Genomic DNA, 18,462 nt, shown 5'->3' with positions numbered 1-18,462 from the left:
GCGATCGTAATGGCACTTTTGAACCTCAACTGGTGAAGAAGCATCAGACCACGCTGTCCGACGAGATAGAGCGTAAGATCATCCGCCTGTTCGCGCTGGGAATGAGCTACCAGGATATCGGCCGGGAGATTGAAGATTTATATGCCTTCAGTGTTTCCACTGCCACCATCAGCGCGATTACCGATAAAGTTATTCCTGAGTTAAAGCAGTGGCAGCAGCGCCCGCTGGAGAAGGTTTATCCCTTCGTCTGGCTGGACGCCATTCACTATAAAGTCCGGGAGGATGGTCGTTACCAGAACAAGGCCGTCCACACGGTGCTGGCGCTGAATCTGGAAGGCAAAAAAGAAGTTCTGGGTCTGTATCTGTCGGAAAGTCAAGGCGCTAACTTCTGGTTATCCGTACTGAGTGACCTGCAAAATCGTGGAGTTGAAGACATTCTGATAGCCTGCGTGGACGGGCTGACCGGCTTCCCGGAGGCGATTAACAGCATTTATCCACAGACAGAGGTGCAACTGTGCGTCATTCACCAGATACGCAACTCGATAAAATATGTCGCATCGAAGCATCACAAAGCGTTTATGGCCGACCTGAAGCCGGTGTATCGGGCAGTATCAAAAGAAGCCGCAGAGACGGCACTGGATGAGCTGGAAGCGAAATGGGGTCAGCAGTATCCGGTGGTACTCCAGTCGTGGCGTCGCAAGTGGGAAAACCTGTCAGCGTACTTCCGTTATCCGGCCAATATACGTAAAGTGATCTACACAACCAACGCGATAGAGTCGGTGCACCGTCAGTTCAGGAAGCTGACCAAAACGAAAGGCGCTTTCCCGAATGAAAACAGTCTGTTGAAGCTACTTTATCTGGGGCTGATGAACGCGCAGGAGAAGTGGACAATGCCCATCCAGAGCTGGAATTTGACATTGTCGCAGTTAGCCATTTATTTTGAAGGGCGACTGAATAATGTGATGACGCTGTAGAGTTTTTAACGTGACACAGAATTCTGAACGCTCTCTCTTTTTTAGTTTAAAATATTATGCTCGTTAAAAATTGGGCCTTCCAAATAAGCCCTCTCCTACCGAAGAGGGTCGATCTGCTTAGTATCCCGCCGTTAAATCATCCACGGAACGCGGGTCGGATGCGCCATACAGTTCGCCATCCGGGCCAACCATAATACTTTGGGTGCTGCCCATCGCTTCTTTCAGCGCGACTTTCTGCCCTTTCTGTTCCAGCAACTTCAGCGTATCGGGGCTGAAGCCCTTTTCTACCCGCAGTTCGTCCGGCAACCATTGATGATGGAAGCGCGGCGCGTTGGTCGCTTCGGCGACGTTCATGCCAAAATCAATGCTGTTCACTACCATTTGCAGCACGGTAGTGATGATTCGACTCCCGCCAGGACTGCCGGTCACCAGCCAGGTTTTGCCATCTTTTACCACAATAGTGGGCGACATCGACGACAGCGGACGCTTCTTCGGACCGACCGCGTTAGCATCGCCGCCTACCAGGCCATAAACATTAGGTACACCGGGTTTAGCAGAAAAATCATCCATTTGATTATTCAGCAGAATACCGGTATTTCCCGCCACAATTCCTGTGCCGAAGGTGGTGTTCAGGGTATAGGTCACCGCCACGGCATTGCCGTCTTTATCCACCACCGAGAAGTGGGTAGTCTGGTTGCTTTCATACGGGGCGAGCTTGCCAGGTTTTATCTGGCTGGAAGGTTTGGCCTTGTTGATATCAATTTGATCGGCCAACGTTTTCGCATAGGCTTTGTTGGTCAGCGCCTGCCACGGCACTTTCACAAAGTCCGGATCGCCCAGATACTCTGAGCGGTCGGCATAGGCGTATTTTTCCGCTTCCGCCATGATTTGCATGGCATCGGCGCTGCCAAAGCCGTACTTCTTCATGTCGAAGTTTTCAAGAATATTGAGGATTTGCACGATGTGAATACCGCCCGAGGACGGCGGCGGCATGGAGAAGACCTGATACCCGCGATAGTCACCGCTGATTGGCGTACGCTCAACGGCTTTATAGCTGGCTAAATCCTCTTTGGTCATCAGACCGCCGTTCTTCTGCATTTCCCCGGCAATCTGGTCGGCAATCGCCCCTTTATAAAACGCATCCGGGCCATTTTCGGCAATCATTTCCAGGCTTTTCGCCAGATTCTTCTGGACCAGCTTATCGCCTTTTTTCAGCGGCTCGCCGTCTTTCCAGAAAATGGCTTTGCTGTTCTCATGGTTGGGGATCACTTCGCTGCCGTAAGTTTTTAAGTCGTCGGCCAGCGCATCGTTAACCACAAAACCCTCTTCCGCCAGCTTCATCGCCGGACGCACCACTTTATTCAGCGGCATCGTGCCGTATTTCTCCAGCGCCAGCGAGAAACCCGCCACGGTACCCGGCGTACCGGATGCCAGATGCGACGTCAGCGACTTTTTCGCATCGGCGTTACCCTGATCGTCGAGGAACATATCACGGGTCGCGCCAGCCGGCGCCATTTCACGAAAATCGATCGCCGTGGTAGCGCCATCTTTAGTGCGCAGCAGCATAAATCCCCCGCCGCCCAGATTCCCGGCTTGGGGATGCGTGACAGCCAGAGCATAGCCCACGGCGACGGCGGCATCCACGGCATTACCGCCCTGCTTTAAGATATCCACGCCAACCTGCGTCGCCATTGCATCCACGGACGCCACCATCCCTTGTGTAGCCCGCACGGGATGAAAGACATCTTCTTCAACACCATAGGAGACTGGCGGCGCGACGGGAGGATTGGCCACCGCGCTAAACGTCCCCCCGGCCAGCAGAGCGGCGATCGCCACCCAGCGCATAAACGTTGGTTTCATCGTTGTTTTTCTCCAGATAAATGGGTGTATGTCCCGTTTAATCCTGGTCCACAACGCTTAAAAAATCATCATCATGGCGAAATAGAGGTACACTTAAAAAGAGGCCTCATCGGGAGGAGACGACAATGAAACGCTTACTACTTATTACGGCTTTGTTACCCTTTGCTGTATTGGCCCAGCCAATTAACACTATGAATAATCCTAATCAGCCAGGTTATCAGATCCCCAGCCAGCAGCGTATGCAGACGCAGATGCAAACGCAGCAGATTCAGCAGCAGGGTATGTTGAAACAACAGATGCAAACGCAGGCGCGCAGCCAGCAGCAAAATCTACAGTCGCAGTTGAATGCCAATACGCAGCGGGTTCAGCAGGGACAGCCGGGCAACGGTATGCTCGGTCAGCAAACGCTGCCCAATACGCAGGGCGGAATGCTCAGCGGCAGCGGAAATCCGGACCGGATGTTAAACCATTCCCAGCCAATGTTGCAGCAGGGCAGCGGAACGCCGCAGCCTGACATCCCGCTGAAAACCATCAGCCCTTAAAACTGACAGCCCTTAAAACTGAAAGTGAGGGCCGATGTCATCAATGCGATCGGTGCAGATACAATCCACGCCCCAGCGCAGCAGCTCTGCCGCCCGCTGGGGCTGATTGACGGTATACACCAGAATCCGCAGACCCGCGGCCTTAATCTCTTGCACTCGCGTCTCATTGAGTAATTTATGGTTGAGATGGAGGGAAACACAGCCCAGACGGGTCGTCAGTTCACGCCAGTCTTCACGCCATTTATCCAGCAGTAACCCGCGCGGCAGTTCAGGTGCTGCCGCCTGCGCCGCTTCCAGCGCCTCTATCTCAAAGGAAGAAAGCAGCGGCGGCGTCATCCCGGCCCACAGTTCGCGGGCGGCCAACGCCACGACGCGTCCTGTTAGCCTTCCGCTCCCCGTTGTCGGTTTGATCTCAATATTCGCCATCATGCCGTGTTTACGGCAGCGCTCCGCCACCTGCGAGAGCAACGGCAGCGGCTCGCCTTTAAATTCGCCGCTAAACCAACCGCCAGCGTCCACACGCAATAAATCCTGCCAGTTCAACTCGCCCGCCACGCCCCAACCGTTGCTGGTGCGCTCCAGGTTATCGTCATGCAGCAGGAAAATTTCGCCGTCTTTCGACAGCTTGGCATCAAACTCAATCATGGTGTGCCCGTATCGCGCGCCCACGTCAATCGCCGCCAGAGTGTTTTCCGGTGCCAGTTTACCGCCGCCGCGATGGGCGACAATGTGGGGATAAGGCCAGTTACTCATACACGTTGTCCTGTTTCGCCATCAAAAAGATGTCGCTGATGTTCCGGCAGATGCAGCCATAGCGTACTGCCCGCCGCCGGGCGCTGCTGATGCGCCAACCGCACCACCAGTTTCTGATCGCCCCAGCGCCCATGCGCCAGATTATCCGCGCCCAGAATCTCCAGCGTGTCTACCGTTAACGGCACGCCGCCTTCCGCCTGCGAGCTTAACGCAATATGCTCCGGGCGGATACCCAGCGTCATTTTACGTCCAGCATGACCCCGATAGCCCGCACCAATCGGCAACGCCAGACCGCCAGGCAATTCGAAACGGTCGCCGGAAGCGCTGATAACGCCATCCAACAGGTTCATCGCCGGGCTGCCGATAAAGCTCGCCACGAAGCGACTGGCCGGTTTTTCATATACCTCTACCGGCGTGCCAATCTGTTCTGCGACGCCTTTATTCATCACCATCACCCGCTGGGCCAGCGTCATCGCCTCTACCTGATCGTGAGTAACATAGAGCGAGGTGGTACGAAGACGACGATGCAGATGTTGTAACTCCAGACGCATCTGCACGCGCAGCTTGGCGTCGAGGTTAGAGAGCGGTTCGTCGAATAAGAAGACTGCCGGCTCGCGGACGATCGCGCGCCCCATTGCCACGCGCTGCCGTTGACCGCCGGAAAGCTCGCGTGGACGGCGTTTAAGCAGGCCGTCCAGCTCCAGAATGCGCGCCGCCTCCCGCACGCGTTCTTCAATATGCGCTTTGCTCATACCGCGAATTTTTAGTCCCCACGCCATGTTCTCCTCTACGCTCATATGGGGATAGAGAGCATAGTTCTGAAATACCATCGCGATGCCGCGATCTTTGGGCTCCATCTCGGTGACCCGTTTGCGATCAATCCAGATATCGCCGCTGGTCACGCGTTCCAGACCGGCTACCATCCGCAACAACGTTGATTTGCCGCAGCCGGACGGCCCGACCATCACGATAAATTCGCCATCCGCCACGTCCAGCGTTAACGGTTGAATGACCTGGGTTTTGCCGTCCCAGCTTTTGGTTACTGCCTGTAGTTTTAAACCAGCCATTTTATTTCTCACTGTCCACTAAACCACGCACAAACGCCCGTTGCATGGCTAAAACGATAACGACCGGAGGGATAAGGGTGAGCAACATTGCCGCCATCACCTGGTTCCATTGCGTGGTACCTTCGCCGGTAGCGATCATCCCTTTGATACCCGCTACGGCAGTGCCAAGATTCACGTCGGTGATAATCAACAGCGGCCACAGATACTGGTTCCAGCCGTAGATAAAGGTGATGACGAATAACGCCGCCAGGTTGGTTTTTGACAGCGGCAACACGATGTCGCGGAAAAAGCGCATCGGCGACGCGCCGTCAATACGGGCCGCCTCCACCAGTTCATCCGGAAGCGTCATGAAGAACTGACGAAACAGGAAAGTGGCGGTAGCGGACGCCATCAGCGGTAGCGTCAGACCAGCATAGCTGTCGAGCATTTTCAGGTTGGCGATCACTTCCACCGTCGGGAAGATACGCACTTCAACCGGCAGCATCAGGGTGATAAAAATCATCCAGAAGAACAGGTTACGCAGGGGAAAACGAAACCAGACGATGGCGAATGCGGAAAGCATAGATACCGTGATTTTGCCTACCGTAATGCTGAACGCCATAATGAAACTGTTAAGCATCATCAGCCAGAATGGCGCGCTATTAACACCGACGCCGTTGACCCAAATAGTTTTGATATTCTCCAGTAACTGCGTGCCGGGAAGCAGCGTCATCGGCGTCTCAAACACCGCGCGATCGTCCAGCGTCGCCGCGACAAACGCGACATACAGCGGAAACAAAATGACCGCGATCCCCAGAATCAGCATGGTATGGCTGAATATTGTCAGCCCGCGACGATTCTCTATCATTGGTAACGCACCTTACTTTCCACATAGCGGAACTGCACCACCGTCAGAATGATGACGAGGAACATCAACACCACCGACTGCGCGGCGGACGCCGAGAGATCCAGGCCGGTAAACCCTTCGCGATAGATCTTATAAATCAGCGTCGTGGTGGCTTGTACCGGCCCGCCGGCGGTCGCGGCGTCGATCACCGGGAAGGTGTCGAAAAAGGCATACACCAGGTTGACCACCAGCAGGAAGAAACTGACCGGCGCAATAAGCGGCAAAGAAAGCCGGAAGAAACGACGAATCGGCCCGGCGCCGTCAATGGCCGCCGCTTCCACCAGCGAGCGGGGAATGGACTGCAGCGCGGCAAAGAAGAATAAAAAGTTGTAACTAATCTGCTTCCAGACTGACGCAAATACCACCAGGAACATCGCCTGACCGCTGTTTTGCGCGTGGTTCCAGTCATAGCCGAATTCGCCGAGGAAATGGGTGATTAATCCCCGCCCCGGGTTAAACAGGAAAATCCACAATACGGCGGCGACGGCGGGCGCGACGGCATAAGGCAGCAGCATCAGCGTCTGATAAAAACGGCTGCCGCGCACCACGTAATCCACCAGGGCGGCGAAAAACAGCGAGACCAGCAGGCCGCTAAATGTGACCAGCGCGCTGAATTTAATCGTCGTCCAGAAGGCGTCGAGATAATAACTGTCGTGAAAAAGCGCGACGAAATTCTCCAGCCCGACAAATTGGCTGGAAAAACCAAACGGATCGACGCTTTGCAGCGAATACCACAGCGCTTCGCCCGCAGGCCAGATAAAGAAAATAACGGTGATAACCAACTGCGGGGCAACCAGTAAATACGGCAGCCAACGCGAGCGGAACACCGGACGGGATGATGACATGAAGGTTCTTTTCCTGGAAGGTGCCGGATGGCGGTGCAAGCACCTTATCCGGCCTACAAACGCTGTAGGCCTGATAAGCGCAGCGCCACCAGGCACTTATACACTTAAGATTTGCTCGCTTTCTCAAAACGACGCAGCAACTGATTCCCGCGATCCACCGCGGTATCCAACGCCTGTTGTGGGGTTTTCTTCCCGGTCCAGACGCTTTCCAGCTCTTCGTCCACGATGGTACGAATCTGCGGCATATTGCCCAGACGCAAGCCTTTGGTGAAGGGTAACGGCGGCTTATTCAACATCTGGCGAGTGGCGATATCCGCACCGGGGTTTTTATCGTAATAACCCTGCTCGCGGGTCAGCTCGTAGGCGGCGGTGGTAATCGGCAGGTAGCCGGTTTTTTGATGCCATTCAGCAGCGTTTTCCGGTTTTGCCAGGAAGTCGAGGAATTTGGCGACGCCGGTATAGGTTTCTTTATCTTTACCCTGCATAACCCATAGGCTGGCTCCGCCGATAATGGCGTTTTGCGGCGCGCCCTTGATATCAGCGTCGTACGGCATCATACCCACGCCATAGTTAAATTTGGCATACTGGCGGATATTGGCGAGCGAACCGGAGGACGCGGTTGTCATCGCGCAGTCACCGTTATAAAACTTCTCGGTAGACTCGTCCTTACGCCCAACATAGCTAAAATCGCCTTTCTTATTCATCTCTTCCAGCAGCGCGATATGTTTCACCTGCTCTGGCTTATTAAATTCCAGCACCGCATCTGTACCGTCAAAACCATTGTTTTTACTGGCGAAGGGGAGACCGTTCCAGGCGCTGAAGTTTTCCAGTTGGATCCAACCTTGCCAGCCGCTGGCGTAACCGCATTTCATGCCTGCCGCTCTCAGTTTCGCGGTATAGTCAGCCAGCTCCTGCCAGGTTTTCGGCGGCTGTTCCGGATCTAAACCGGCTTTCTTAAAGGCGTCTTTGTTGTAGTACAGTACCGGCGTGGAGCTGTTAAAGGGCTGGGAGAGCAGATGCCCGCTTTTAGCATCGGTGTAGTAGCCTGCAACGGTCGGTACAAACTGGGACTCGTCAAAGTTAATACCGGCGTCTTTAAACACTTCATAAACCGGCTTAATGGCTTTCGAGGCCATCATGGTCGCTGTCCCAACCTCATAAACCTGCAATATTGCCGGCGCGTTGCCGGTACGGAATGCCGCGATCCCGGCGCTCAGGTTCTGTTCATAGTTCCCCTTATAGACCGGAACGATTTTGTAATCCGGATTGGCCTGGTTGAAACGTTGCGCCAGTGAATCAACTTCTTTGCCTAACTCCCCTTCCATTGAATGCCAGAATGGAATAGTGGTGACGGCCAACGCCTGACCCGTAAATGCCAGACTCAGCGCCAGTCCTAAAGCTGTATGTCGTAACGATATCATCGGTTATCTCTCTTTTTGTGCCGGGATGCGCGATATCACGCGTTTTATGTTCGCGGGGGTAACATGACATGCTCGAATGACAGAAAAATAACTTTTTTATTACAAAAAAAAGATAGTAAGGCGACAGAGAGATGGCAAGGCAGTGAAAGCGCCGGAAAAGAAAAGTGGGAGCTACGGCACGGATAGGTACGACATTATTCTCGGGGGCGGCGCACATGCCGTAACTCAACCAGGCGGAGCATCGCCGGGATTAACGTCTCAGGCGCGTAAGCGAACGGCAATTTGCTCCAGCGTAAGCCGCCCTGCCGCCGCATCGACTGTCATATCGACAAAATCCGGATTCGCAGCGAGTGAGATCCCGTTACGCTTTAAAAACAGCAGCGTAATAAATAAGGCGGTGCGTTTGTTACCATCATTGAAGATATGCCAACGGGATATAGCGAGCAAATGCATTGCCGCCAGCAGCCACACGTCGGTCACTCCTTCATATTCGATTTGATTGAGTACCCGGTACATTAGCGCTTCCGCGCGGCCAGGATCAGGCATGCCTGTTACACCAGGCGTAACGCGGAGAAGCCTGTCGTGAAACTGAATTATCTCTTCCGCTGAGATAAGTTGTAGGGTCATTTATCCGCCAGATCCCTGAGCTCATTGCCATGAACCGCCATAATGGCAGCAAACTCATCATCCATTCGCGCCGTCTGATAACGCTCAAACTCCTCGGCGCTGATGATCACTGCGGACTTATGCCCACGACGCGTGATGGTGACAGGGCCCGCCGTCACCGCGCTTTCCAGGACTTCGGCCAGATTTTGCCGCGCTTCGCTATAGTTAACCGTACGCATAAACATCTCCCCAGTTGTACATGTTTATTGTACAACAAACACGTACAAAAAAAGAGCCATCAGGCTCTTTTGAAAAATTTTACCGCTTGCCGTTACCGGGGGCGGCGCACGCGCTTCCCCCTGGCACAGTCTAACCGCCCAGATAGGCGCTGCGCACCGCTTCGTTCGCCAGCAGTGCATCACCGGTATCGGATAGCACCACGTGGCCGTTTTCCAGCACATAACCGCGGTCGGCGAGCTTCAGCGCCTGGTTAGCGTTTTGCTCGACAAGGAAGATGGTCATACCCTGCTCGCGCAACTGCTCAATGGTGTCGAAGATCTGCTGGATGATGATCGGCGCCAGCCCCAGCGACGGTTCATCCAGCAGCAATAGCCTCGGCTGGCTCATCAGCGCGCGACCAATCGCCAGCATCTGCTGTTCGCCGCCGGACATAGTGCCCGCTCGCTGGATACGGCGTTCATGCAGGCGCGGAAACAGCTCGTACACCCACTTGATACGCTCCTGAAACCGATCGCGCTCGGCAAAAAAACCGCCCATCGCCAGGTTCTCTTCCACCGTCATCCGCGAGAAGACGCGCCGCCCTTCCGGCACTATCGCCACCGCTTCACGCATGATTTTCGCCGTCTGCCAGTCGGTGATGTCTTTACCGTCAAACACCACCCGTCCGCTGGAGGCGCGCGGATCGCCGCACAAGGTGCCAAGCAGCGTCGTTTTCCCCGCGCCGTTAGCGCCAATCAGGGTAACGATTTCCCCCTGGTTGATGTGCAGACTGACGTCGTGCAGCGCCTGAATCTTGCCGTAGTGGGCGCTGACTTTTTCAAACGTTAACATCGTTTTTTCCATCTTATGCCTCACCCAGATAAGCGCGGATGACGTCCGGGTTGTTGCGGATCTCTTCCGGCGTGCCGTTCGCCAGCGGCGTGCCCTGGTTCACCACATAAATACGATCGGAAATGCCCATCACCAGCTTCATATCGTGTTCAATCAGCAAGATAGTGGTGTTGTGATGGTTACGTAGTTCGGCAATCAGCTCATCCAGCTCTTTGGTCTCTTTCGGGTTAAGGCCGGCCGCCGGTTCGTCGAGCATCAGAATTTCTGGCTGCGTCACCATGCAGCGGGCAATCTCCAGCCGGCGCTGGTCGCCGTAGGCCAGATTACTGGCCTGGCGGTTGGCATGTTCCAGCAGGCCAATACGCTCAAGCCAGGTCGCCGCGCGGTCCAGCGCTTCGCTTTGCGCGCGGCGGAAAGCGGGCGTTTTCAACAGGCCGGAAAAGAGGCCCGTTTTCAGTTGCTGGTGCTGCGCCACCAGCAGGTTTTCAATCACCGTCATTTCGCGAAACAGGCGAACATGCTGGAAAGTACGTACCACGCCCATGCGGGCGATCTGCTGGCCCGGCAATCCTTCCAGATGCCGCTCGCGCAACGTGATCGTACCGCCTGTCGGCTTATAAAAACCGGTCAGGCAGTTAAACACCGTCGTTTTACCCGCGCCGTTAGGGCCAATCAGCGACACAATTTCCCGCTCACGCAATTCCAGCGATACATTGTTGACCGCCAGCAAACCGCCAAAGCGCATCATCAGGCCGTTAACCGCTAATAATGGCTGACTCATGCCTGCTCTCCTTTCGCCTGACCACTTTTCAGCTTCAACTGCGGACGCGTCATCGGCAGCAATCCCTGCGGGCGCCAGATCATCATCAACACCATCAAACCGCCGAGCATCAACATGCTGTATTCGTTGAAATCGCGCATCAACTCGCGCGACACCACCAGCAGAACCGCCGCCAGGATCACCGCAAACTGCGAGCCCATTCCGCCCAGCACCACAATCGCCAGCACGAAAGCGGATTCGGCGAAGGTGAAGGATTCCGGGCTGACAAAGCCCTGGCGGGCGGCAAACAACGTCCCGGCGAAACCGGCAAACGCGGCGCTGATAGTAAAAGCGGTTAGCTTGATGCGCGTCGGGCTTAAACCTAATGAGCGACAGGCGATCTCATCTTCACGCAACGCTTCCCACGCCCGGCCCAGCGGCATACGCAGCAGGCGGTTAATGACAAACAGCGACAAGACCACCAGCAACAGGGCCACCAGATAGAGGAAAATGACCCGGTCGGATGGGTCGTACTTCACGCCAAAGAAATTGCTGAAGGTATCCCAGCCGCCTTCGCGGGTACTGCGGCTAAACTCCAGACCAAACAGCGTCGGTTTGGGTATCTGACTGATGCCGTTCGGGCCGCCGGTAATTTCAGTGTTGTTGAGCAACAGGATACGGACGATTTCGCCGAAGCCGAGCGTCACAATCGCCAGATAGTCGCCGCGCAGGCGCAGTACCGGGAAGCCGAGCAGGAAACCGGCGGCGGCGGAGACCAGTCCCGCCAGCGGCAGGCAGGTCCAGAAACCCAAACCGTAATAGTGGTTGAGCAGCGCAAAGGTATAAGCGCCGATGGCGTAAAAGCCGCCGTAGCCCAATACCAGCAGGCCGGACAGCCCCACCACCACGTTCAGCCCCAGACCGAGGATGATATAAATCATGGTCATAGTGGCGATATCGACGCTACCGCGCGACACCATAAACGGCCACGCCACGGCGATAACCAGTAGCGCCATCAGAAACAGCTTTTGCTTAACGGTAGAGCCATCGATCGCCGGCAGAATAAACTTCGGTCCGGAGACGTGCTTCACCGCTTTCTGGAACATCGGACGCAGCAACTGAAAGAAAAAAACCACTGCCGTACCGATAAAGATCCACTGCCAGCGGATGTCGGCGGCGGTATCCACCACCAGTTTGGTGCCGTCCAGCTCCAGTTGTACGCCCATGAAGACGCTAGCCAGAACGAAGAACATCGCCGCAGAGAATAGCGCCATCGCAATATGCATCGGTTTCATACTTTCTCTACCTCCGGCCGCCCCAGGATACCGGTCGGCATCACCAGCAGTACCAGAATCAGCAGAGCGAACGATACGACATCTTTATATTCGGTACTTAAATATGCAGACGAGAGCGCTTCGGCGACGCCCAAAATCAGACCGCCGATCATCGCGCCCGGAATGCTGCCAATACCGCCCAGCACCGCCGCGGTGAACGCTTTCATCCCGGCCATAAAACCGATGTAGGGGTTAATCACGCCGTAAAATTGCCCAAGCAGCACGCCCGCCACCGCCGCCATTGCCGCGCCGATAACAAACGTTAGCGCAATGACGCGGTCGGTATTAATGCCGAGCAGGCTGGCCATTTTCAGATCCTCCGCGCAGGCGCGGCAGGCGCGGCCCATCCGGGAGTAGCGAATGAAAATGGTGAGCGCCAGCATAGCCAGAAAGGTGACTATCCAGATCACCGCCTGCATGGTGGTGATGGACGCGGAAAAGTTTTCGCTGCTGCCCACAATCCACTGGCCGTTAAACAGGCTGGGTAACGCCACGTCGCGCGAACCTTCCGTCAGGCTGACGTAGTTTTGCAGAAAGATGGACATCCCGATGGCGGAAATCAGGGCGATCAGGCGTTTGGAGTTGCGCACGGGCCGGTAAGCGACTCGCTCGATACTCCAGCCGTAGGCGCTGGCAATAATAATCGCGCCGATAAATCCGGCGGCCACCAGGAGCCAACTGGTGTCTATTCCCATCATCATTAGCGCGGCGATGATCATAAAAGAGACGTAGCTGCCGATCATATACACCTCGCCATGAGCGAAGTTGATCATGCCGATAATGCCGTACACCATCGTATAACCGATAGCAATCAGCGCGTAGGTGCTCCCCAGCGTGACGCCGTTAAACATCTGCTGCAAGAAATAGAGAAACTGCTCGGACATAAGGTAACCTTTTTAAACCCGCCCGGCGTGCGGGCGGTGGGATAACTTATCTTCTGGCATTACTTCGCGACGGTTGACGAGCCGTCGGCGTGCCACTGGAAGACGCCAAATTCAAATCCCTTAAGATCGCCTTTTTCATCCCATTTCAGCGGCCCAATAACGGTATCAGCCCCGTTAGCTTTAAGATCTTTCACCAGATCCAGCGGAGCATGGCTGGCGCTACGCGTCATTGCGGTCGCCAGCGACTGGACGGCGGCGTAGGTGATCCAGACGTACGGACCGCTGGGATCTTTCTTGTCGGCTTTCAGCGCCTCGACAATCGCCTTATTCGCCGGGTCCTGGTCATAACGTTTTGGCATCGTCACCAACATGCCTTCCGCCGCACCGCCCGCAATATTGGACAGCGACGCGTTACCCACGCCTTCCGGCCCCATAAATTGCGTTTTCAGGCCATTAGCCCGCGCCTGGCGCAGCATCTGCCCCATTTCCGGGTAGTAGCCGCCGTAATACACAAAGTCGATATTCTCTTTTTGCAAGCGGGCAATCAGAGCGGAGAAATCTTTTTCGCCGGCGGTAATACCATCAAAAAAGACAATATTGGCATTGCCCTGCTTCAGGCCATCCTGCACGGAGCGCGCCAGTCCTTCGCCGTATTGCTGTTTATCGTGAATGATAGCGATGCGCTGCGGTTTCACCGTTTCCAGGATGTATTTCGCGGCCGTTGGCCCCTGGGAGGAGTCCAGGCCGGCGGTACGCATAATGTACTGATAGCCGCGCTGGGTCAGCTCCGGGTTAGTCGCCCCCGGGGAGATCATCAGAATACCTTCATCTTCATAGATATCGGATGCTGGCTGAGTAGAAGAAGAACACAAGTGACCAATAACGTATTGAATACCGTCGTTAACGATTTTGTTGGCCACCGCCACCGCCTGTTTTGGATCGCAGGCATCATCGTACTCTACGCCGACCAGCTTATCGCCTTTAATACCGCCTTTAGCGTTGATGTCTTTAATGGCCTGGCGCGCGCCGTTAAATTCCATATCGCCCCATTGCGCTACCGGGCCGGACATCGCCCCGACTATGGCGACTTTAATATCATCTGCCATTGCCCCCTGCGAGACTGCTAATGCAACAATCCCTGCGATTATTGTTTTCGCTTTCCGTTTCATGTGCCTGTATCCCCATTCGTGATGTTATATGTTTTGTTTTTTGCTGGTTAAAAAGCAGACTGTACTTTTTATAAATGGTGCGCTTTTTACTGACTCATTAATGAGTTAGCGCAGCATTTAAAGCATAATAAGATTAAAATCTCTATTTTTCAGTCTATTAAGGAAAGATAATATTCTGCTTTTCGCTATAGATAAACAAAAAAAAGCACACTTGTCAGCATAAAATAACGGCATATTAAGCGGAATAATTCACTAGCATTCAGGGAATTATGCTGCCTGTTTTCCATTCTCTAATGCTTCAAACTGTAATTATCGTTGTTAAAAAATTAATAACCTGGTAAATGACACAAAAAAGAGAAAGCATCTGGCCTGCCTGTTTCGGTACACTGATCGCATCTTTTGAAATCGGGACAAGCCGTCGATGAAGCTGACCATTCTTCGTTTAGAACACTTTAGCGCTCAGGATCAGATCGATCTGGGCAAAATCTGGCCGGAATATTCCGCCTCCTCATTAAGCGTAGATGAAACGCACCGGATTTATGCCGCGCGGTTTAACGAGCGTTTGTTGGGCGCCGTAAGAGTGACGCTGAGCGGAACGCAGGGCGCGCTGGATTCCTTACGCGTGCGTGAAATCACCCGTCGCCGCGGCGTCGGGCAATACCTGGTAGAAGAAGTCATCCGCGATAATCCCAACGTCTCGTCGTGGTGGATGGCAGATGTCGGTGTTGAAGACCGCAGCGTGATGGCCGCGTTTATGCAGGCGTTAGGTTTTACCGCACAGCATGACGGCTGGGAGAAGCGCTAGCCAAAAAGTTGCTCAATCGACTTTGTCGGGTAAAACAGCGCGTGCTCGTTTTCTCCGGATAAAGAAATAAAGCCCAGTCGCTGATAAAAGGCCTGGGCTTTTTCGTTTAACGCTTCCACAAAGATGCCATGAATCCCAACGGCCAGTGATGCCGACCACACCACTTTCATCGCATGCGTGACCAATATGGCTCCCCACCCTTTTCCCTGTAATGAGAGATCGACCGCTAAACGGCCCAGCGTAACGCTGGGGATATTCTGGTAAGGGATGCGCTTTTGCTGGGTTCTGGAAGGCAACGACGCGCGTTCAAAGCAGCTTCCTGACAGGGTGTAATACCCCAACACTCGCCGTTCTGGCGTAGTGGTTCTGAGTACATAGCCGCGCAAGATTTTGTTGTTATGCTGGCGCTGAAGATGCTGCGTTAAAAAAAGGTTTAATGATGCCTCACCGCAGTCGAACTGCCGCCAGTTGTATTCTGCGTTATCAGCCAGAATCTCTATTGTCAGGTTGTCCACGGTTCACTCCATGTCTTGTAGACGTTGCGCCGCGCGTTTTAATTTCTCATTGGGGGCAGGAGGATGACTAAGCGCATCCATGACTCGCGCCCAGGATGCTTCATTAAGGATAACCCGACGGTGCTGTTCAAGCACTTCTGCGGCTCGCTCCGCTGCGCTATTCAACATAAATTGCGTGATTGATTGATTAGTAATGGCGGCCGCTTCTTCAATCATGCTTTTATCGCCGTCTGTGAGCCGCAGATCGATACGCTGTTTTTTTAGGGCTGACATGAAAGAGACTCCTGGATAATGTACGGTAATACACCGTACATACAGTGTATTTCGTCGTGATATTTTTTTCAACATCGGGCGGATTACAGGCGTAAGAAAGCCGGATGGCGCTGACGCTTATCCGGCCTACATGCCGGGAGCAAAGATAAAAACCACCTCGCAATTTTCCAAGAATTTCGCGTTGCAGGCAGGCGGCAAGTTATGAAATCCCCGGGAGCTTACATAAGTAAGTGACCGGGGTTGAATAACGTAGCCAACGCACCTGCAGCGCGAAAGGCGCCAGGAAAATTACTTAGCGTCTGTCGCCGTACCGTTCGCATGCCAGTCAAACACGCCGAACTCAAATCCTTTCAGATCGCCCTTCTCATCCCACGACAGCGGTCCCATTACGGTGTCGACCGTGGCGCCTTTCAGGTATTTGGCGATTTCCGCCGGATCGTCAGACTGGTTCAGACCCGCCTGCAAGGATTGCAGCGCGGCGTAGGTGGTCCACACGAATGCGCCGCTAGGATCTTGTTTCTTGGCCTTGATAGCATCCACAATCGGTTTGTTCGCCGGGACCTGATCGTAGTTCTTCGGTTTGGTGACCAGTAAGCCTTCCGCCGACTCTCCGGCGATGTTAGACAGCGACACGTTCGCCACCCCTTCCGGCCCCATAAACTGGGTTTTCAACCCTGCGGCACGGGACTGGCGCAGGATCTGTCCCATTTCCGGGTGATAACCGCCGTAGTAGACAAAGTCGATATTCTCTTTTTTCAGACGCGCTACCAGAGTGGAGAAATCTTTTTCGCCGGCGGTAATGCCGTCAAAGAATACAACGTTAGCGCCGCCTTTCTTCAGACCGTCCTGCACTGCGCGCGCCAGCCCTTCGCCATACTGCTGCTTATCGTGGATAATTGCGATGCGCTGCGGTTTTACCTTCTCCAGAATATATTTTGCCGCCGTTGGCCCCTGGTCAGAGTCCAGACCGGTCGTGCGCAAAATCAGGTTATAGCCGCGCGCGGTCAGCTCCGGCGCGGTCGCCGCCGGGGTTATCATCAGGATACCTTCGTCTTCGTAGATATCAGACGCTGGCTGTGTGGAAGAGGAGCATAAGTGACCGATAACATACCTGATGCCGTCGTTCACCACTTTGTTAGCGACAGCTACCGCCTGTTTCGGGTCACAGGCGTCGTCATATTTCACCGCGACGAGCTTATCGCCTTTAATACCGCCTTTCGCATTGATATCGGCAATTGCCTGCTCCGCACCGGTAAATTCCTGGTCGCCATACTGCGCCACCGGACCGGACATCGCGCCGACAACCGCGACTTTAATGTCCTCGGCGAATGCCATATGGCTTAATGACAGGGCGATACATCCTGCCAATAACGTTTTACCCTTCATATTCATCCTGATAATCCCCATTATTCTGGTTGTTACGTATGTTGTGGTGTTATTGTTCAGCACTTTATTTCAATTATTGGCTAGCTACCCGTGCTTTAGCAGCATACTCTGCTAAAACATACCCGATTTTTATTATTTTGGAATAGCTAAATTTACATCCAGATAACAGATTTGTGTCGGTGGGGGAGAGGAAGGGCCCGTAGGCCCGATAAGCGAAGCGCCATCGGGACTACGTGTTGCCGGATGGCAGCGTAAACGCCTTATCCGGCCTACAAAAAACAAAACCCCCGAATTCACATTCGAGGGTTCATTGGCAATTCGCGAAGATTACGCTTCGATCGCAGCGCGAAGCTTTTTCATGGCGTTCTTTTCAAGCTGGCGCACACGCTCAGCGGAGACGCCGTAACGATCGGCCAGCTCCTGTAACGTAGACTTATTGTCTTCGTCCAGCCAGCGAGCGCGGATAATATCCTGGCTACGCTCGTCGAGCCCCTGCATCGCGTCGGTCAGTCGATTGGCGGCCTGCTCTTCCCAGTTATCGTCTTCAATGCCGTCGGCAAAGTTAGACGATTTATCCTGCAGATACAGCACCGGCGCCATTGGCTGACTGTCGGACTCATCGTCCGAAGACATGTCAAACGTCATGTCCTGCGCCGCCATACGCGACTCCATCTCACGCACATCTTTACTGGAAACACCCAGTTCGCGCGCCACCATTTCAACCTCATCCTGATTAAACCAGCCCAGACGCTGCTTGGTTTTACGCAGATTAAAGAACAGCTTACGCTGCGCTTTCGTGGTTGCGACTTTAACGATACGCCAGTTACGCAGCACGTATTCGTGAATTTCTGCTTTAATCCAGTGTACGGCGAAGGAGACCAGGCGCACGCCTACTTCCGGGTTAAAACGGCGTACGGCTTTCATCAGGCCGATGTTGCCTTCCTGGATCAAATCCGCCTGCGGCAGACCATAGCCCGCATAGTTACGAGCAATATGAACAACAAAGCGCAGGTGAGACAGGATCAGCGTTTTAGCTGCTTCCAGATCGCCCTGGTAATGCAGCCTTTCAGCCAATGCCCGCTCCTCGTCAGCCGATAACATCGGCCACGCGTTCGCCGCCCGGATATAAGATTCCAGGTTGCCAACAGGGGCTAAAGCTAAATTTTGCATTTCTTTGGTCATTCAAATCCTCTCAATCAGTATTGCCTGGCACCGTCAGCGAGCAACAACCGTGCCAAAGCCGATGAGCAACGAGAATATCATCCACTCTTTTATCAGACAGTGATTTTATCCACAAGTTCAATGTAACAC

The 18,462-nt window shown here is 54.1% G+C and carries 21 protein-coding genes; 4 read left to right on the top strand and 17 right to left on the bottom strand.

Annotated elements, in window-relative coordinates; all coding sequences use genetic code 11:
* On the top strand, positions 1-974 hold a 974-nt coding region (locus ACLD4K_RS07055), incomplete at its 5' end, for an IS256 family transposase (RefSeq protein ID WP_411011597.1).
* Between the two features lie 117 nt (positions 975-1,091).
* Here ACLD4K_RS07055 and ggt read toward each other — a convergent pair.
* Positions 1,092-2,834: a gamma-glutamyltransferase gene (gene ggt, locus ACLD4K_RS07050; RefSeq protein WP_050067959.1), complete on the bottom strand. Its 1,743-nt coding sequence runs from the start codon at positions 2,832-2,834 to the stop codon at positions 1,092-1,094.
* A 125-nt stretch (positions 2,835-2,959) separates the two neighbouring features.
* Between ggt and ACLD4K_RS07045 the strand changes: the two genes are divergently transcribed.
* Positions 2,960-3,376: a DUF2756 family protein gene (locus ACLD4K_RS07045; protein WP_000826042.1), complete on the top strand. Its 417-nt coding sequence runs from the start codon at positions 2,960-2,962 to the stop codon at positions 3,374-3,376.
* A 12-nt stretch (positions 3,377-3,388) separates the two neighbouring features.
* Here the strand turns inward: ACLD4K_RS07045 and ugpQ are convergent, their stop codons facing one another.
* From ugpQ to livK, 12 genes are all read right to left on the bottom strand, one after another.
* On the bottom strand, positions 3,389-4,129 hold the full coding sequence (ugpQ, locus tag ACLD4K_RS07040; RefSeq protein WP_079981693.1) for a glycerophosphodiester phosphodiesterase: 741 nt from the start codon (positions 4,127-4,129) through the stop codon (positions 3,389-3,391).
* A complete protein-coding gene (locus ACLD4K_RS07035; RefSeq protein ID WP_000907842.1) occupies positions 4,126-5,196 on the bottom strand; it encodes a sn-glycerol-3-phosphate import ATP-binding protein UgpC in 1,071 nt (356 codons plus the stop codon). The genes ugpQ and ACLD4K_RS07035 overlap by 4 nt, the downstream gene beginning before the upstream one ends.
* Before the next feature lies 1 nt (position 5,197).
* A complete protein-coding gene (gene ugpE / locus ACLD4K_RS07030; protein WP_000572196.1) occupies positions 5,198-6,043 on the bottom strand; it encodes a sn-glycerol-3-phosphate ABC transporter permease UgpE in 846 nt (281 codons plus the stop codon).
* A complete protein-coding gene (ugpA, locus tag ACLD4K_RS07025) occupies positions 6,040-6,927 on the bottom strand; it encodes a sn-glycerol-3-phosphate ABC transporter permease UgpA (protein WP_000099303.1) in 888 nt (295 codons plus the stop codon). The genes ugpE and ugpA overlap by 4 nt, the downstream gene beginning before the upstream one ends.
* A 104-nt stretch (positions 6,928-7,031) precedes the next feature.
* On the bottom strand, positions 7,032-8,348 hold the full coding sequence (ugpB, locus tag ACLD4K_RS07020) for a sn-glycerol-3-phosphate ABC transporter substrate-binding protein UgpB (protein ID WP_000624747.1): 1,317 nt from the start codon (positions 8,346-8,348) through the stop codon (positions 7,032-7,034).
* A gap of 258 nt (positions 8,349-8,606) precedes the next feature.
* Positions 8,607-8,975 (bottom strand): type II toxin-antitoxin system death-on-curing family toxin, encoded by a 369-nt coding sequence (locus ACLD4K_RS07015; protein ID WP_023202025.1) that lies wholly within the window; start codon positions 8,973-8,975, stop codon positions 8,607-8,609.
* Positions 8,972-9,193: a type II toxin-antitoxin system Phd/YefM family antitoxin gene (locus ACLD4K_RS07010; protein ID WP_023993856.1), complete on the bottom strand. Its 222-nt coding sequence runs from the start codon at positions 9,191-9,193 to the stop codon at positions 8,972-8,974. Before ACLD4K_RS07010 ends, ACLD4K_RS07015 begins: the two co-directional genes overlap by 4 nt.
* A gap of 130 nt (positions 9,194-9,323) precedes the next feature.
* Positions 9,324-10,037, bottom strand: a complete 714-nt coding sequence (gene livF / locus ACLD4K_RS07005) for a high-affinity branched-chain amino acid ABC transporter ATP-binding protein LivF (protein WP_000416114.1) — start codon at positions 10,035-10,037, stop codon at positions 9,324-9,326.
* A 1-nt stretch (position 10,038) separates the two neighbouring features.
* On the bottom strand, positions 10,039-10,806 hold the full coding sequence (livG, locus tag ACLD4K_RS07000) for a high-affinity branched-chain amino acid ABC transporter ATP-binding protein LivG (RefSeq protein WP_000082083.1): 768 nt from the start codon (positions 10,804-10,806) through the stop codon (positions 10,039-10,041).
* Positions 10,803-12,080 (bottom strand): branched chain amino acid ABC transporter permease LivM, encoded by a 1,278-nt coding sequence (gene livM / locus ACLD4K_RS06995; protein WP_183059679.1) that lies wholly within the window; start codon positions 12,078-12,080, stop codon positions 10,803-10,805. The genes livG and livM overlap by 4 nt, the downstream gene beginning before the upstream one ends.
* Positions 12,077-13,003: a high-affinity branched-chain amino acid ABC transporter permease LivH gene (livH, locus tag ACLD4K_RS06990; RefSeq protein ID WP_000003007.1), complete on the bottom strand. Its 927-nt coding sequence runs from the start codon at positions 13,001-13,003 to the stop codon at positions 12,077-12,079. The genes livM and livH overlap by 4 nt, the downstream gene beginning before the upstream one ends.
* Before the next feature lie 59 nt (positions 13,004-13,062).
* On the bottom strand, positions 13,063-14,172 hold the full coding sequence (gene livK, locus ACLD4K_RS06985; protein WP_000822976.1) for a high-affinity branched-chain amino acid ABC transporter substrate-binding protein LivK: 1,110 nt from the start codon (positions 14,170-14,172) through the stop codon (positions 13,063-13,065).
* A 421-nt stretch (positions 14,173-14,593) separates the two neighbouring features.
* Here livK and panM point away from each other — a divergent pair, with 421 nt between their 5' ends.
* Positions 14,594-14,977, top strand: a complete 384-nt coding sequence (panM, locus tag ACLD4K_RS06980; protein ID WP_000778873.1) for an aspartate 1-decarboxylase autocleavage activator PanM — start codon at positions 14,594-14,596, stop codon at positions 14,975-14,977.
* Here the strand turns inward: panM and ACLD4K_RS06975 are convergent.
* Together ACLD4K_RS06975 and ACLD4K_RS06970 are read right to left on the bottom strand one after the other, a co-directional pair.
* Positions 14,974-15,492 (bottom strand): GNAT family N-acetyltransferase, encoded by a 519-nt coding sequence (locus ACLD4K_RS06975; protein WP_000369560.1) that lies wholly within the window; start codon positions 15,490-15,492, stop codon positions 14,974-14,976. The two genes, panM and ACLD4K_RS06975, sit on opposite strands and share 4 nt — an antisense overlap.
* A 3-nt stretch (positions 15,493-15,495) precedes the next feature.
* Positions 15,496-15,765 carry a DUF1778 domain-containing protein gene (locus ACLD4K_RS06970; protein WP_156010418.1) on the bottom strand — a complete coding sequence of 90 codons (270 nt, stop codon included), beginning with the start codon at positions 15,763-15,765 and terminating at the stop codon, positions 15,496-15,498.
* A gap of 73 nt (positions 15,766-15,838) precedes the next feature.
* Between ACLD4K_RS06970 and ACLD4K_RS06965 the strand changes: the two genes are divergently transcribed.
* Entirely contained in the window at positions 15,839-15,970 is a 132-nt protein-coding gene (locus tag ACLD4K_RS06965) for a hypothetical protein (RefSeq protein ID WP_411011598.1), read from the top strand.
* 83 nt (positions 15,971-16,053) lie between these two features.
* Here the strand turns inward: ACLD4K_RS06965 and livJ are convergent, their stop codons facing one another.
* Both livJ and rpoH read right to left on the bottom strand, forming a co-directional pair.
* On the bottom strand, positions 16,054-17,157 hold the full coding sequence (livJ, locus tag ACLD4K_RS06960) for a branched chain amino acid ABC transporter substrate-binding protein LivJ (RefSeq protein WP_411011596.1): 1,104 nt from the start codon (positions 17,155-17,157) through the stop codon (positions 16,054-16,056).
* 321 nt (positions 17,158-17,478) lie between these two features.
* Positions 17,479-18,333, bottom strand: a complete 855-nt coding sequence (rpoH, locus tag ACLD4K_RS06955; protein WP_000159621.1) for an RNA polymerase sigma factor RpoH — start codon at positions 18,331-18,333, stop codon at positions 17,479-17,481.
* Between the last annotated feature and the right edge of the window lie 129 nt (positions 18,334-18,462).

Origin of the sequence: Salmonella sp. 741265055_HSA, from assembly GCF_046569525.1 — a bacterium.
GTDB classification, from domain to species: Bacteria; Pseudomonadota; Gammaproteobacteria; order Enterobacterales; family Enterobacteriaceae; genus Salmonella; species Salmonella enterica.
This window is presented reverse-complemented; position numbering and strand designations above follow the sequence as displayed.

Excerpts from the sequence above, each read along its gene's own strand:
- ACLD4K_RS07010 (WP_023993856.1), bottom strand. The coding sequence starts at position 9,193 with ATGCGTACGGTTAACTATAGCGAAGCGCGGCAAAATCTGGCCGAAGTC.
- ACLD4K_RS07015 (WP_023202025.1), bottom strand. The coding sequence starts at position 8,975 with ATGACCCTACAACTTATCTCAGCGGAAGAGATAATTCAGTTTCACGAC.
- ugpQ (WP_079981693.1), bottom strand. The coding sequence starts at position 4,129 with ATGAGTAACTGGCCTTATCCCCACATTGTCGCCCATCGCGGCGGCGGT.
- ugpA (WP_000099303.1), bottom strand. The coding sequence starts at position 6,927 with ATGTCATCATCCCGTCCGGTGTTCCGCTCGCGTTGGCTGCCGTATTTA.
- ggt (WP_050067959.1), bottom strand. The coding sequence starts at position 2,834 with ATGAAACCAACGTTTATGCGCTGGGTGGCGATCGCCGCTCTGCTGGCC.
- livF (WP_000416114.1), bottom strand. The coding sequence starts at position 10,037 with ATGGAAAAAACGATGTTAACGTTTGAAAAAGTCAGCGCCCACTACGGC.
- livK (WP_000822976.1), bottom strand. The coding sequence starts at position 14,172 with ATGAAACGGAAAGCGAAAACAATAATCGCAGGGATTGTTGCATTAGCA.
- ACLD4K_RS06970 (WP_156010418.1), bottom strand. The coding sequence starts at position 15,765 with ATGTCAGCCCTAAAAAAACAGCGTATCGATCTGCGGCTCACAGACGGC.
- ugpB (WP_000624747.1), bottom strand. The coding sequence starts at position 8,348 with ATGATATCGTTACGACATACAGCTTTAGGACTGGCGCTGAGTCTGGCA.
- livJ (WP_411011596.1), bottom strand. The coding sequence starts at position 17,157 with ATGAATATGAAGGGTAAAACGTTATTGGCAGGATGTATCGCCCTGTCA.
- livH (WP_000003007.1), bottom strand. The coding sequence starts at position 13,003 with ATGTCCGAGCAGTTTCTCTATTTCTTGCAGCAGATGTTTAACGGCGTC.
- ACLD4K_RS07045 (WP_000826042.1), top strand. The coding sequence starts at position 2,960 with ATGAAACGCTTACTACTTATTACGGCTTTGTTACCCTTTGCTGTATTG.
- rpoH (WP_000159621.1), bottom strand. The coding sequence starts at position 18,333 with ATGACCAAAGAAATGCAAAATTTAGCTTTAGCCCCTGTTGGCAACCTG.
- livG (WP_000082083.1), bottom strand. The coding sequence starts at position 10,806 with ATGAGTCAGCCATTATTAGCGGTTAACGGCCTGATGATGCGCTTTGGC.
- panM (WP_000778873.1), top strand. The coding sequence starts at position 14,594 with ATGAAGCTGACCATTCTTCGTTTAGAACACTTTAGCGCTCAGGATCAG.
- ugpE (WP_000572196.1), bottom strand. The coding sequence starts at position 6,043 with ATGATAGAGAATCGTCGCGGGCTGACAATATTCAGCCATACCATGCTG.
- ACLD4K_RS07035 (WP_000907842.1), bottom strand. The coding sequence starts at position 5,196 with ATGGCTGGTTTAAAACTACAGGCAGTAACCAAAAGCTGGGACGGCAAA.
- livM (WP_183059679.1), bottom strand. The coding sequence starts at position 12,080 with ATGAAACCGATGCATATTGCGATGGCGCTATTCTCTGCGGCGATGTTC.